At 41.2% G+C, this 15,812-nt stretch carries 8 protein-coding genes; 2 read left to right on the plus strand and 6 right to left on the minus strand.

From position 1 onward, the window contains the following. Nucleotides 1–2 precede the first annotated feature (2 nt). Nucleotides 3–1,037 carry a glutamate 5-kinase gene (gene proB, locus AQ505_RS17535; RefSeq protein ID WP_062549368.1) on the minus strand — a complete coding sequence of 345 codons (1,035 nt, stop codon included), beginning with the start codon at nt 1,035–1,037 and terminating at the stop codon, nt 3–5. A gap of 295 nt (nt 1,038–1,332) precedes the next feature. Beyond that, nucleotides 1,333–1,746, minus strand: coding sequence for an OsmC family protein (locus AQ505_RS17540; RefSeq protein ID WP_062549369.1), 414 nt, complete (start codon nt 1,744–1,746; stop codon nt 1,333–1,335). 245 nt (nt 1,747–1,991) lie between these two features. Here AQ505_RS17540 and AQ505_RS17545 point away from each other — a divergent pair, with 245 nt between their 5' ends. Further along, nucleotides 1,992–2,513 carry a GNAT family N-acetyltransferase gene (locus tag AQ505_RS17545; protein ID WP_062549370.1) on the plus strand — a complete coding sequence of 174 codons (522 nt, stop codon included), beginning with the start codon at nt 1,992–1,994 and terminating at the stop codon, nt 2,511–2,513. A 226-nt stretch (nt 2,514–2,739) separates the two neighbouring features. Here the strand turns inward: AQ505_RS17545 and AQ505_RS17550 are convergent, their stop codons facing one another. The 4 genes from AQ505_RS17550 to AQ505_RS17565 form a co-directional block, all read right to left on the minus strand. Beyond that, the gene (locus AQ505_RS17550; protein WP_062549371.1) at nt 2,740–6,456 is read right to left on the minus strand and encodes a gliding motility-associated C-terminal domain-containing protein; all 3,717 of its coding nucleotides are present in this window, start codon (nt 6,454–6,456) and stop codon (nt 2,740–2,742) included. Nucleotides 6,457–6,635: 179 nt separating this feature from the next. After that, complete coding sequence (locus AQ505_RS17555) at nt 6,636–9,077, minus strand: AsmA family protein (protein ID WP_231634922.1); 2,442 nt, start codon at nt 9,075–9,077, stop codon at nt 6,636–6,638. 129 nt (nt 9,078–9,206) lie between these two features. After that, nucleotides 9,207–10,253, minus strand: coding sequence for an NAD(P)-dependent alcohol dehydrogenase (locus AQ505_RS17560; protein ID WP_062549372.1), 1,047 nt, complete (start codon nt 10,251–10,253; stop codon nt 9,207–9,209). Between the two features lie 52 nt (nt 10,254–10,305). Beyond that, nucleotides 10,306–13,578 (minus strand): TonB-dependent receptor, encoded by a 3,273-nt coding sequence (locus AQ505_RS17565; RefSeq protein ID WP_062549373.1) that lies wholly within the window; start codon nt 13,576–13,578, stop codon nt 10,306–10,308. A gap of 574 nt (nt 13,579–14,152) precedes the next feature. On the opposite strand from AQ505_RS17565, the gene AQ505_RS17570 reads away from it, so the two are divergent. After that, nucleotides 14,153–15,811, plus strand: coding sequence for a DUF3472 domain-containing protein (locus tag AQ505_RS17570; protein WP_062549374.1), 1,659 nt, complete (start codon nt 14,153–14,155; stop codon nt 15,809–15,811). The last annotated feature ends 1 nt before the right edge of the window (nt 15,812 follow it).

Consider the following 15,812-nt stretch of genomic DNA (forward strand, 5'->3'; position numbering starts at 1 on the left):
GTTTATAAGATAACGATATCACTGGCGTTGGCAATCTCCAGGTTATGTTGTTTTAAATTGTTTATAATATTTTCAGAGGAGGCTTTAGCCCTTGCTACCCCAACAATGTTCATTTGAGCATCCACCAGCTCAAATATTTCTCCATTTGCAAATGGGGCAATCACAGCAGCCACCCCCACAGCCAGTAAACTTTTACGTGCTCTAATGGCCTCCACAGCACCCTCATCTACCATTAACCTGCCGGTCACCAGACTTCCACTCGCCAGCCATTTATTTCTGGCCGGTATAGAGCAATTTTTAGCTGCACATACGGTTCCGGTTTTTTCGGCTACCGCATCCAGAATACCATTCGGGGTTCTAATTCCAAATATGACCACTTTAATCCCCATAGTAGAGGCCAGGTGGGCAAAGGTCAGCTTGGACACCATCCCTCCTAATCCAAGATCAGAAGTTTTTTTATCGGCAAGGGAGAACACCTCGTTATTGATGGAATCTATTTTCTCCACCACTTTTCCATCTTTATCCAATACGCCAGGAACGGAAGTCCCCAGCAAGATCAGTGAAGCGCCAAAACCTACGCCCAGCAAGGTGGCCAGCTCATCATTATCAGAAAATCTCAATTCCAGATCACTCACTACATCATTTTCATTTGCAATAGGAATGACGCCATTCTTCCACAGTTCCTCATAGGTTTCTTTGAGTTGTAAAAATTGCGTTCTGTTAGAGAAATGACGACGCTCACAAAGACTCTGAGCCATCTGAATGCCATAGGGGTAAAAATGTTTTGAATAGGTATTTAACAATATGGGGTTCCCGATAGCCGCAGCAGCTTTCCTTTCGGATATTTTCCCTTTATAATTTTTAATGTATTGCTTTCCAGCAGCAACGGCACCTGAAGAAACCAGAATTAATCTATGTCCTTCCGCAAGTTGGGCAACCTGTGCCGCTACATCAGCAATTACACCCTCATCCAACTCCCCTTTTGGAGTAGTAATGGAGGCAGTACCTAATTTCAAAACAAGTATCGGCTTATTCATTTCTATTGAATTTGTTGTTTTCTATTAAATTGTGATGGTTTTCTATTGATTTTGATGGCTTTCTCTTGAAATGAAAAATCATTTATGATTTTAAGAATCCCCCATTAAAAGTCCTAAAATAGAAATTTTACCTTATTTTTCTCATCAAATACTTTATCTACAGTCAGTTTAGTGATGATATTTTCAAAATAAGGATGATGTTTTAAAATAAAACAGGGAGAAAATAAGAAAACTGCTAAAAGTAAAGGAATTACGTTTAGCAGTTTTCGGTTTTATAGGCCAGATAGCCGATTTATCAAGAGACTAAGCTCGCATCCAAAGTAATTTCCAGATTATAAGCTTTGCTCACTGGGCAATTCGCTTTTGCTCCCTTTGCAATTTCCTGAAACTGTTCATCAGTAATACCAGGAACACTTGCTTTTAAAACCAAATGAGAACTGGAGATCACGCCATTGTCTAGCGAAATCGTAGCCTTAGTCTCTAAATTCTCAGGCGTAAAACCCGCTTCTGTTAAGTCCAGGCTCAATTTCATCGTAAAACAGCCTGCATGTGCCGCAGCCATCAGCTCTTCCGGATTCGTACCAATCCCATCAGCAAATCTGCTGTTAAAAGAATATTGTGTCTGATCCAATACTTTGCTATCTGTGCTCAGGTGTCCAGCACCTTCTTTGATTGTGCCATTCCAAACGGCTGTTGCATTACGTTTCATAGTTTATTGTTTTATGGAGTTTATAAGTTTAATACTATAGCAGGTATACACTATGGCTCTTGTTCTATACCAATTCATACCAACCAATTTCAGTTGATCTTAAACCATTTGATACTATGCAATTTATCAATTTAACCTGGCTTTCAATTGTAATTCTGTAATCTGTGTGGGTAAAATAATTAAATCTGTACCCATTGCGCTTAGAATAAATTTACGACTTTTAGGGTTAATTCAATTTAAGTAAAATGTTAAAAGACGTTACCATTATTCCTTCCAACTCAAACGATATTGATCGCATTTTTGAACTTTATGATGATGCAATCGCTTATCAAAAAACTGTATTCAAAAAACACTGGCAAGGATTTGAACGCAGCTTAATTGAAAAAGAAATTCAGGAAGGCAGACAATGGAAAATCATCATCGAGGGACAAACAGCCTGCATTTTTGCCATCGACTTCAACGATCCACTCATCTGGAAAGAAAAAGATGCGGATCCTTCCATCTATATCCACCGAATTGTGACGAATCCAGCATTCAGGGGTTATCATTTTGTGAACATCATCATTGAATGGGCCAAAGCTTATGGTGCTAAAAAGGAAAAGAAATACATTAGGTTAGATACCTGGGGAGACAACCCTAAGCTCATCGCTTATTATGAGAGATGCGGTTTCAATTATTTAGGCAACATTGTCCCGGAAGCCTCCGAGGTACTGCCTAAGCATTATGAGAATATTGTACTGGCTATATTTGAAATCGAGATTGATTGATAAAATCTATGCTTCCTTAAATAAAAAAATAGCTACGTGATGTTTTATAACCAACGTAGCTACAATCTGTATTTCAAATCTGAAACATCAATGCTTTTATCCATCAAAAGGCAATAAAAACTTTAATTAGCCCCACTCTATTCCGGGTTTTCGTAACTCCCTTTATCACCTATATAAGTTGCGCATAAAGAAATCCCCTAAGGGGGCAAATGGCACAAATCATCGCTTACCTTAAAATTGTAATTGATCCTGAAAGCGTCTTTCTTCCGTTATGCGGATCAATCACATAAAAATAAGTACCTATTGGCAGATCCTTCCCTTTAAATTTGCCATCCCAGGGCTTTGACTTTGCATCACCGCTAAACACCTTGGTCCCAAACCTGTTAAAAATGACAATCGTGGCTTGAGGATAACTTTCCATGTATTTTATCTTCCAGTCGTCATTAATCCCGTCACCATTTGGGCTAAAGGTATTGGGAATCTGCGGGTTTTTAATTAGTCGAACATTCACCTGATCGGTACTGGCACAACTCTCCCCATCGGTAACAGTCAGCGTATAAACCTGATCTAAAGTTGGAGCGCAAACTGGGTTCCTTACATCATCACGATCCAGGAAAGTGGCTGGAGTCCATTTATACCTCAATCCAGAGTTCCCCCCTCCTGCGGGCACCTTACTATCCAATGCCAGTTGCTGACTTCCTCCTTCCAGCATAGAAATATCCGCACCTGCATCCGCCACTGGTACTGGAAGTACTGTAATCTGCTGACTTTTCTCTACCACGCAGCCATTCTCCGCGGTAAAAATATACTGGATTGAATACGTCCCCGGACCAGCCAGTTCAGGGCTGAATTCTCCCTGCGCATTAACCCCCCTTCCTAAGTATTTTCCTTCCCCTGCTGTCCCCCTGACCTCCTTTGCCTGGGTCAGCTGAAATGGATCCGCATTCTTGCAAATGGCAGGCAAAGCATCAAAAGTAAGTTCAGGACTCGCTTGTAAAATAAAAGACATTAACTTTTCATCCCTGCAGGAAGTACCCGAAAAAACCACCATCCGAACGCTCACAGTCCTGGTTGCCGGACTATGAAAAGCTGGATACAGGTGTTTAAAAATCCTGACTCCGGCATTGCGTTTTTCCGGCTGTAAATCTACCTGCACCTCAGTAGGTTTTTGATCATCAAAATACCATTCAATTCTGGTGATCTCCCCGTAATCTACAGTAGCCCTGTCCTCAAATGCCAATTCTTGTCCGCTGCAATACGTACTTCCCTGAATGCTGAAATTTGCTGTAGGCAGGCCGTTAAACCGGAAACCCCTGGTTATCGTCTGAGGACAAATCCCAGCCCTGCTCACAGTCAGCGTAATGGTATATTCCCCGCTTCTGCTAAACAAATGGCGACCATTCTTATCTGTTGAAGTATTGGGATTACCAGGTCCAGAATAAACATCTCCAAAATCCCAGACGTAAGTCAAAATACCCAAAGCATCATCATCATCAGGCACAGTAGTATTCTTAAAATAGGTCGCCCCATCATTCACACAAGCATCTGGCATCAGAAAACCGGGTACAGGTAAAGACTGCTCGACCTTCATCAGAACAATATTGCTGAAATTTGGAACGTCTATACATCCACCCATCACTACTTTCCGCCGGTAATAAACAGATTCAGTAAGTAGTGGCGGATCAAAATGCTCAGTTATAGCCCCGATAATATTAGTAAAATCCTGGCCATTGGATGATTGCTGCCATTGATAACTGAAGGGAACCGGGCCACCGGAAGGTTCCATCCCCTGAATAATTCCAGGATCTCCTTTCAAACAGAATACTGAAATTTGTGGTGCCTGAATCACATTTCCAGTAATATTAGCCATAACGACCACTACATCTTCAGCACTTGAAGCTGCTAGGTCTCCATTGTAATTGCTGCCTGGAACAGGATCTGGATAAGATTCGTAACTGAAAAATGTATTTGGAAAAGCATTGACCGCAGGAGTCACTAAGCGATCTGGATTAGCAGCAGTTCTTAAAGGATCTGGGGCTAATGACTGCGCACTGGCATGATAAGTACCGGGTATCACGTTACAAGCAATTTTAGCAGTCAGTGTAATCACGACCTCATCCCCTGGAAACAAATTGAAATTCCCTACCAGCAAACGTCTGGCCGTAGGATCCAGATTAACCAATGTTTCCGGTCCGCTGGAATCCCCGGTATAACTGGCTTTTGCGGAGACAAAAGAAAAACCTGGCGGCAGTTTCATTTCCAGCTGAACATCGACAGCAGTAGCAGGTCCTAAATTTCTGGTTCGGATGGTATAATTTAACTGACTGCCTGGGTAATTTAAAGCGGTTAAATTGCTTAAAGCAACCTTCGTATACAGCTCCGGAAAACAAACATTATACCTTAAATGCCGGGGAAGATCACTATTTCTAAAAGACTGGGTATTTCCATCCTGACCATCAGCAGCAGATTTTTTGTCGCCAGTCTCATAAACCATACCAGCACTACCTTTGGTTACATTTGTGGATGCCCTGGAAGGAGACAGGGAGTTGAAAACCTGTCCGCCACCACCACCGCCACCAGGCCCATTCGTTAACATCACCGAATTCTTTAAAGCAATGTTATGGCCATTCCCTCCTCTTGCTTCTATACTCACATTAGCCGGTAAATCGCCACGAAGTTCATTGACAAAAATAGTTCCGCCAGCACCGCCACCCGAACCGGAAAGGATCACATTATAATCTCCTGGATTTGCCCAAGGCGCCAATATGCTCGCTCCGTTTGAAATAATAGCACCTGTTCCAGTGATGCGATCTGCATTGATCATCACTGCCGCGCCACCTGCCGCGGTAATGTTAAAAATATCATAACCATTTACGTCTGCACCACCACCTCCTCCTCCGGGAATCAATCTATCAAGATCCGCATTGACCGTATAAACTGGAGAACCTGGACGCCCGCCATTTGGAAAAACATCTCTGGGATCACCGGTAGCCGCGCCATTTCCGCCTACGCCACCAGCGCCACCATTGCCACCGCCGCCGCCGCCTGCAAGGTTCAGGTATCCGGCACCACCAGCATTCGCAGCCGCGCCTATCCCTCTGGTTCCTAATGGAAAGCCAAAAGCTGGCGAACCTGCAACCCCATCTGCTTTACCAGCGTGTCTTTCGGCAAGATCTCTGGTAGAAAACTGAGCATAAACATCATTCCTATTATAATAACCATCTGCGCGCTCAAAACCACGGGCTTTATCTCCTCCAAAAAAGCCACTCACAGAAGCATCTATTTTGTGGCCATTTAAGTTCAACGTACCTGCAACATTGAAAGCCAGTACGCCTCCAACTTTCCCATTAAACCGGGGCATATTGACACTTTCCCGATCTAAATCCAATGTTAAGTTTGCGTATTGCGGGACTCTGATGACCTGAAAACTTCTGGAACCACGGAACAAAGTAGGCGCTGCACTTATATATTGATTTACCGTACCATCACCTGCTCCCAGGCCCTTAAAAATCAGTAAACCACCATTCCGGGTCACCGAATTTATAGCCAGCACATATTCATATTTACCACTGCTTCCCAAATCTGTAAAGCCGGTACCTCCACGCCCATCCGGTCCTGAAAGTGGATTATTGCTTCCATATCTCGCATCATCACTAAAGTTAATGGTCGCATCCTGCATCTGAATCACCATCAGCAAATCTCCAGGACTAATCGGAGTCGTTCCAAAATTATCGAAGAAAAGACCTCCAGACAGATCTACGCCATTGAGCATAATTTGCTTGGAACCCTGGGGAAGGACCATATCTGTGGCCGGCGAGAAATAAGTATTGATTACTCTATTCCGAAAACCTGTTGCACCATCTTTACCTGGACTTCCACATATTTGTGCATGTATATTGTGAAATATAAACAACAGACAAATCAATAAGACTATATTTTTCATTTTAGTACTTGTCAATAAAGCACAAGATACCAAATTACCTTAAAAGTAAGTAATTATATAATAAACATATTTTGAGTATTATTACAAGATATTTGATCAACTTAATTTTTATTTCAGCACATTATAGCGTAAAACAAGGAAAACAGAGTGCAATTAATTAAACGAATCACAAATTGAACCTACTTATCTTTATTCCGGTTTTTATTCAACTTGATTTTAATCTTACCATCTTCCCCATCAGTTGCCAATAAATGAAGTACAATTCCCTTCATTCTGCGCTCCTGAATTTCCTTTTTATCGATGATATCCGCATCCTTTTTCGGATTCCTAAGCGGCACATCTACTGCAATATTCGTCCCTTTCGACATAGAATATACTCCAGATACGTCCATATTCAGGAGACTTGTATTGATCTGCATTGGGGCAATCGTAATCAGCGGCCCACGAACATCAAACTTACCATTCAGGTTACTAAAAGTAATATTGTCCAGATCCCTGAAAGGGAAAGCAAATTTACCCACACTTTTTACCGGTTCAAATTGCAGTAATGCCCCTTGTTTTAAGTCAAATACAATATTACCGCCTAAAGAATTGGTCACCAGTCTTCCCTGATCCGTAATCAAACCGCCAATTGTCGACTTAGAAAAAAGAAAACCTTTCAAGTTTTTAGAAGTCAGCGTAGTCATCCCGAAATTATCAAAAGAATAAAAGAAGTTTTTAATATCTACATTGCTTAAGGTCGTGTTAACCAAAAAACGATTCATATTTCCTTTTTGGGAGATATTCCCATTTACCTTCATCGCACCTCCACCATGTTTCACAGAAATATTTTTCATACCAATGCCAGCTTCAGAAAGAAACAAATCTGCGGTAACATCTGTACCAACAAATTTATTATAATATACTTTGGCTACCCTTAAGTGCATATCAACCTTACTCTTCTCAAATAAATCGTTCACATCTTCTGAGAAACTGGTATTTTTTGAAGATTTCTTCGACGCTCTAGCTGGCTTTCTTGTTCCCAGAAAACCTAAAAACTCTCCTAAATGTAACTGCGGACTTCTAATCTGCCAGTTCAGCAAGATCTTCTCTGGATCGTTATAATATAAATTCAGGAAATTACGAATCTGGCCATCCATCATTACGATGCTCTTTCCACTCTGCAAACGAATATTTTTAATAAATAGATCATCCGTAGTGAAATTCAAGGACACCGCAGTATTGGTAAAATTCAACTTCCTTGGCACATAACTTACATCTGCATTCACCACGTCAACTACCCCGGTCACCAGTGGTTTATGGAGTTTAAAATCAACGATATCGGCTTTATAAGCCAACCTCACTGTTGCTGTTCCTTTCCCAAACCTCAATGTTTCTGTTCCAATTGCTTTATTCAGCTTCGCAACAGCAAATTTCGACTTGAATACCCCTGTAGCAATAGGTTTCTCCAAATCAAGAATCATTACCGTATCAATTGAAAAAGGCATTTCTGTATAGGAACCTCTAAATCCATACAATTTAATCGCTGAATTCGGATCAGTAATACCTTTACCCTTTTCATAATTATTGGTAAAGGTGCCTTTAAAGTTACAGCTGTCAATAATGGCTCCCGGAGTTTTTAAAACATTATCTTTTACGATCGCCGTCACATTAATTTCCGGATCACCACCTGGCCCCATGTCCCCGTTTAGGATACAACTGGCATCTATTGGTGTTTTCAAATCAAACATCAGCAGTTTCTCTGTAATATTTGGTGCCAGTAAATTGGCCGCATCTTTCCATAAAATGGAAGGCGCTTTAATGTCAATGGTAAAAGTTGTATTTTCTTTTGAGGTATCAAATTTAGCACCGATAATAAAAGGATCCTTTCCGATATTCAACTGATTAGGAGCAACCAGGATAATCCCTGTATCTTCATCATAATTGATCTTAAAAGGACCTTCCAGCACCTTATCTTTGATAAAGCTGCCTCTTCTCGTATTAAAGGCCATGCTCTTTGCCAGCGTCTTTAACTTCAAATTCGCTTCCCATCCTGAAAAGGAGTAATCCATCTTTCCATCCAGATCGGCGACTTCAAAATGAAACAATTTATGGCCCTTTCTATTGTCAACAATAAAATTCACATTATTTAAGCTGAATTGTTTCAATTGAGCATCGGTACTCGCCTTAGTCGAATCTGATTTTTTCTTATCTTTCTTTCCAAAAACAGCGGTGTTGCTATATCCGGAAGTATCGGTAAACAAGTCTATTTTAGCATTATTAATACCTATTTTTTTGATCTCAATAGTTCCTCTTAACAAGGCCATTGTGTTTACTGAGACTTCAAAATCCTGCGCCTCCAATAAGGTATGCTGGTGTACTTTCCAAAGACTATCTTTAATTACCACATTTTTGAGACTGATAGATACCCCTGGAAAACCTTTAAAAAAAGTAGGGTCCATACTGCCAATGGTTAAAGATCCATTGAGATTTTTATTTAATTGTTCTGTTATTGTAGCCAGCAACGTCTTTTTATTTGCATTTACATACAAACCGAGTCCAACAAAAACGAGAGCAACAAGAGCGACTAAACCAATAAATATTCTAAGCGTAATTTTAGACCAGCGAGGCATTTTTTCCATGTGTAAAAAGCTAACGTTTTTAACTATCAAATTGTTTGGCACCAAACTGGTTTGCAGGACAATTACTACAATTTATAAAAAAACCCGGTAAGTCTTAACTTACCGGGTCGCAAAAAAACGCTAAAACAATTAATCTATAGTGGCCATATCAATCACGAATCGATAACGAACATCACCTTTCAGGGTACGCTCATACGCCTCGTTGATCTGATCCATTCTGATCATTTCCACATCGGAAGTGATGCCATGCTCCGCACAATAATCTAACATTTCCTGTGTTTCCTTGATACCACCCACCAAAGAACCTACCAGACTACGGCGACCAAAAATTAATTGAACCGCATGTACTTCCGAAGGCGTTGGAGGAACACCCAACAAAATCATCACTCCATTGGTACGCAATAAAGCAAGATACTCGTTGTAATCATGTTCTGCAGAAACCGTATCAATGATAAAATCAAACGTATTCGCCAGACCTTTCATCGTCTCTTTTTCTGTAGTCAATGCAAAATGATGCGCACCTAACTCTTCAGCATCTTTCGCTTTTTCCGGAGAACGACTCAGCATCGTTACTTCAGCACCCATAGAAGCGGCAAGTTTTACAGCCATGTGGCCTAAACCACCCAAGCCTACGACTGCCAGCTTATGTCCTTTTTTCACGCCCCAATGTCTCAAAGGAGAATAAGTAGTAATCCCCGCACAAAGCAATGGCGCCACTTTTTCCAATGGTAACTTATCGGAAACGCTCAATACAAATCCTTGAGTCACCACAATATGTGTGGAATAACCGCCATAAGTTATGGTTTTCTTATCCTGCTCAAAAGAGTTATAAGTCTGTGAATGTCCGTTTTCGCAATACTGCTCCTGATGGTCTTTACAGTTATTACAATGACCGCAAGAATCTACAAAACAGCCTACACCTACTGTATCCCCTACTTTGAATTTACTTACATTAGCCCCTACACGGCTCACTTTACCTACGATTTCATGGCCTGGAACGACAGGATACATCGTACCTCCCCATTCATTTCTTGCCGTATGGATGTCTGAATGACACACCCCACTATATAAAATTTTGATCTCCACATCATCCGCACCCGGCTCCCGACGAGTTAATTGATACGGTTCCAATGGTTTATCTGATTTATGAGCTGCGTATGCTTTTACTGAAGTCATATTTTTGTGATTAGTTTATCTATAAATAACGAAACTACTAAAAATGTTTTAGCTAAAAACTATACCTCAACCCAAATTGCATCTGGAATCTGGAAGCAAAGAAATCTTTCGCATAAGTACTCGTATTATTCACATCATAAGTATAGATAGGATAACTCGTTGGAGTTCCGGCAGTCACCGCTTTCAGACCTACACTTGCCATAGAATTATAGGTATTTGGAGAGAAATATTGAACACCCCAATTTTTATTCAGCAAGTTCGTTAAGTTCACAATGTCGTAAGTGAAAGTCAGCGTGTGTTTATGCCCGGCTGTTTCAGAAACAATCAGGTCTTGCGAAAACCTAAAATCCGCCTGTACATTCCATGGGGTACGTGCGCCATTACGCTCTGTAAATAACCCTCTTCTGGTTTTTAAATAGCGATCGCCGTCGATAAAGGCATCAAATGCAGCCGCTTGCTGGATCCCATCCGGTGTTTTCGCGAAAAACTGAGGTGTCTCTCCTGCTTTTGGAACATACACTAAACTCACATTCTGTCCAGTACCATTGATGGTCGTATTCAGGAATCCATAAGAATATGGGGAGCCGGATTGCGCGCTAAAGAACAAGGAGAAGTTGGCTGTATATTTATTACGGCTATCCCAGGCATGTTTAAAATTAACGGTAGACACGATGCGGTTGCGAATGTCAAAATTAGAATAAGCAAGTCCTGGATTATTAGGATTTAAAGCCTGATTCAACTGCCAGTTAGATTCCATCGAGTTTCTAATCCCATTGGTGATGTCTTTCGACTGTCCGTAAGTATATGCTGCCATTACATCCAGGCCAAAAGGAAAGGACTTAGTCACTTGTCCGGTTAAACTATATCTGTATCCCTGACTGGTATTCGACAGCAAATACGCATTGCTATAAGCAGGGTTAATTTTATTGTTGCTACTAGGATAAATAGGCTGCTGATGCTCCGTATCATAGATATTATAAGTTGGATTATCCGTAAAATTCACTTGTTGAAACTTCAGATCATGAATCACTTTCGTGAAAATCCCTTCTACTGTAAACTTCCAGGAGTCATCAGTTTTATAATCAAAAGCTAAACTTGACCTCCATGTTTTAGGCATTTTAAAATTATTGTCGATCAGATCGACCTGCGTTGCGCCATTGGCATCATTCACATTTACTCCTTGTTTCGCCACATATCCTGCCTCTCCATTTCCATTTAAAGCATCTTTAATCGGATCAGATCCTGCAGCTGGTTTAACCAATGGTTTTGCCGGGTCATAATTGTATTTTTGATCATAAGCACCGAAAGTAACGCCATTATTATAATACGCATAACCTAACCAGGCAAATGGAACCCTTCCGGTAAACAATCCGCTTCCCCCTCTTAAAATCATTTTTTGATCACCATTGATGTCATAATTGAAGCCAATTCTTGGCGACACCTGAACTTGTCCGAGGTAATCATTTTTAATGTCTTTTGGTTTTGTATAGGTAAAAGTCATTCCATAATTAGGATCTGCAGGTGCATTAATGGTCTTATCACTTAAAGGCTGTTTATTTGGTAAATCAGCAAGGTCTAACCTCAATCCATAAGTCAGCTTAAATCTATCTGTGATTTGGAACTGATCTTCTCCATAAACACTGTACATGTTCAACTTAAATTCAGCGGGAGGATTGGCCATAATGTAATCCCTGCTGTTGTTGGCGTAGTTGTAATTGGTACGCACCCGGGATGGTTGGTTTTTCAAAAAGTCGTCAATACTACCATAAGCCACACGTCCATTCCAGGCATTTACAAAACCATAAGTGATGTTATACAGTTCATTATGTGTACCAAATGTGATGGTGTGTTTTCCTTTTGTAAAGGTGAAATTGTCTGTAAACTCAAAGGTTTTTTGTTTCATATTGAAGATACTCGCTTCCCGGTCGGTACCCAGGAAAATCGTTCCCCCGCGAGAACTGATCTCAATCTGCGGCACTGCTGGGTTTCCTAATGGATCTCTAAAATCATGAATATTAGAATAGCCAACCACCAAACTATTGGAAGCGTTATTTGAAAGCCTGCTTTTCAATTCTGCAACTGTAGAACTCTGGTTATTCGTCTGCTTAAAGTCGATCCCAGAGAACCTGAAATTCGCCTGGTCTCTTTCTAAATTCGTCGCCTCTGAACGGATGGTGTTGTTGCGGATCGTCAATTGATTTTTATCATCAATATTCCAATCTAAACGGTTAAAAAACTTGTTGGATTTGGAGTAGATATTGTAATTTCCGGCTGTACCTGGATCAATCCCATACGCATTGATCATGTGGTCAGTAATCGATTTAGCCTCATCAGAGGTGATGAGCTTCATATCCGGTGATCCGGCACCTAAAATAACAGGATCTTGTCTTCTGGTGAGCTCCTCATTTGTAAAGAAAAAGAGTTTATCTTTTATAATAGGAAGCCCCAGACGAAAACCTGTTTGATAGTCATAAAAGGCCGAAGGTTCTCTGGCATTATCGCCGATTTTATTTCTGCCAATCAGCGCTGCATTTCTACCGTATCCATACACCGATCCACTCACATCATTGGTACCAGAACGCGTCACCGCATTCACGCTACCTCCTGTAAAGTTTCCAATTTTAACATCATAAGGTGCCAGCAATACCTGTACATCCTGTATCGCATCCAGAGAAACAGGGTTAGTACGTGTGCTGCTGCCCGGCATACCAGAACTTCCACTCTGCCCACCCAAAGAAGGACTGAATCCAATTGCGTCATTATTAATGGCCCCATCAATCGTAACGTTATTGTACCTGAAATTCGTTCCTACAAAGGAATTGTCTTTACTCCCCTGAGGGGTTAATCGTGTTAAATCAGTCAAGCTTCGGCTCACTGTAGGCAGTGTTTTAATCTGCTCCTGGCCGATTTTTGTTCCTGCACCCACCTTTGCACCTCCCTTAGTACCTGCTACGACTACTTCATTCAATTGCTGACCTTCTTCGGGCAGCATAAAATCCAGGCGCAGGTCTACACCCAGGTTTAGTGTAATTGCTTTTTGCTGCTGAGGGCTATAACCTACATAACTAACAGTCACTTGGTATGGCCCGCCAGGATTTAGGTTGTTCACCCGATATGCTCCATCCTTACCCGTTACAGCACCATACTTTGTGCCGGTTGGCAGATGTAAAATGAGTACGCTTGCACCGGGGATCCCCATTCCTTTACCATCACGAACCTTACCATTCATGCTGGAGGTCGTTACCTGAGCCTGAACTCCAAGTCCTATAAACACAAGGAACATCAACGCCAGGTAAACAACATAATTGCTGAATTCTTTTTTCATTTTCTAGGTTTAAATTTTCCATCAAAACTACTCTGGCTGGATCACGTTAATATTAAATTAACATGAACACGAAGCAGGCTTAACATGAGATTAAAATCAGATTAAAAAGAGATTAAAATGCTCATTTTCAGTAGTTAAACTGGATGATTTATAATATCTAAAAGGGATGAAAAATCGAATCCTGTTAGGATAAACAAGTTAATTTAATGTTATGATTATGTTAAGGAGGTCCGAATTTAAAAATCTGATCTTCCCAACCATATACTTTCCAACTCCTGACTGAAGTTTCGGAAGATAAGCTTACTGAACAAGTACCCTCATAATAGATTACACAAACGTTTGCATAGCTACAAAAAAGATAAAAAGCCATAAAATATCTCTTAAATTTTAAATGGGGGAATGAAAGTCACACCATGTCCTGAGACAGGGCTTAGAAAAAGAAGCGCTGCTTTCCTAGAATCATTATTCAGAGGAAACCAGCTTACACAACCGTTTGCGCATCACTAAACCAACTGATTATCAAACCTTCTTCTGAACTTATAGAGCATTAAATCAATCTCTAAACCAAATCATTATGAAATTAACCCATCTCTTTCCAAAGCCGGTTTTACTGCTGCTTTTTCTATTTACCTCCCTTACTTCCTGTCAAAAGTCTATGCTCAGTGAAGGCATTGAAAAACAACAGCGGGAGCAGAATCAAACCCTGGCGCTTGCAGGCACAGAAAATGCCGCACCATCGCAGCACATTTTCTTTTCTTTCCCTTCAGATGCCATTGCAAAAATTCACAAAATTAAGATTACCGAATCCGCGAATGCAGAATATTTTTCTGTTCACAATTACTCAGGTGGCTACAATGGTTTACAGCAAACCCCAGACAATTCTTTTGGCACACCAAACATTCTGATTGCATCACACTGGGATCCGAATACCGCAGGTGGCGTATTCTCCAGGGTAGCCTATACGGCACCAAATACCATTAGCAGCAGATTCGGTGGTGAAGGTGACGGTTACAAAACCATTAATCCCTATCAATGGGCGCTCAATACCTGGTACAATATTGCCATCAGATCCTGGAAACTCAATGGAGAACTGTTTATTGGCACCTTCATCCAGAACATGAGCACAGGTACCTGGTTCCACACCTCTACCCTTGCCATTCCAGAGCGTACCACTTTTTTAGGTGCTGGGAATGATTCCTTTCTCGAAAATTGGACAGGCAGCAATCCAGCTTACGATGGCAGTTTCATCAGGAAAGCTTTTTTCAAAGACTGCTGGAATTTAAGTACGACCAATGTATGGCAAAAACATACCAGCAGAAGTTTCAGTGCCAATGCTGGGGATGAGGGTAGGAATGGCATTTACGACCGTGCTTTTAATTCTGGATATGATGCGGCGGAAGATGCCTATTTTATGGAACATGGGGGTACCGTACAACCTGATGCCGCTTTTGGTACCGGCCGTACTTTAGCCCTCCCTGCACAAACCAATCAAGGCACTGCACCTGTGATTACCGTTGGAGAATCCCAGTCTGTCTCTGCAATTTACTCAGGAAATACCGTATACATCAGCTGGAGCAACAACGCCACAAAAACACCGCAATTCTCTTCAAAAGTGGAATTACTAGACCCGAACGGAACAGTAGTCAATACAATTAATGAAGTGCTTCCTCAAAAAAGAACTGCAACCTTTAGTAATGTGACGCCAGGGAGCGGAACTTATACGGCCAGGGTAACCATCACTGATATTTTTAACCAGGTCGCTCCTGCAATCAGCTCGACACTGGTTCCTGGCGATCCACCTGCGACCTGGTACAGACTAAAAAACGCATCCAGCGGATTATACCTGTCTGTAGAAGGAAGCAGCACTGCAAATAGCACCTATATTGTACAATCGATCAGCAGTACAGGCGCAGAACAAAAATGGAAATTAAGCTCACAAAATGGGGCAACTGTGCTGATCAATAGTAACAGTAATAAAGCTATAGACATTTCTGGAGGAACTCAAACCATTGGTTCAAATGTGATCCAATATACCATCAGCAATGCCATCAACCAGCAATGGAACCTGGTATCTGTGGGCACCAATAAATACGTCATTCAGAGTAATATGTCCAGTCATTACATCCTGGATAATCCAGGCAGCAGCAGCACCAATGGCCAAAGGCTTGTTTTATATTCTATGAACGGAACTACAGGTACTGCTAATCAACAATGGATCTTAGAAGCTCAATAAA

This window comes from Pedobacter sp. PACM 27299 (assembly GCF_001412655.1).
GTDB lineage: Bacteria > Bacteroidota > Bacteroidia > Sphingobacteriales > Sphingobacteriaceae > Pedobacter.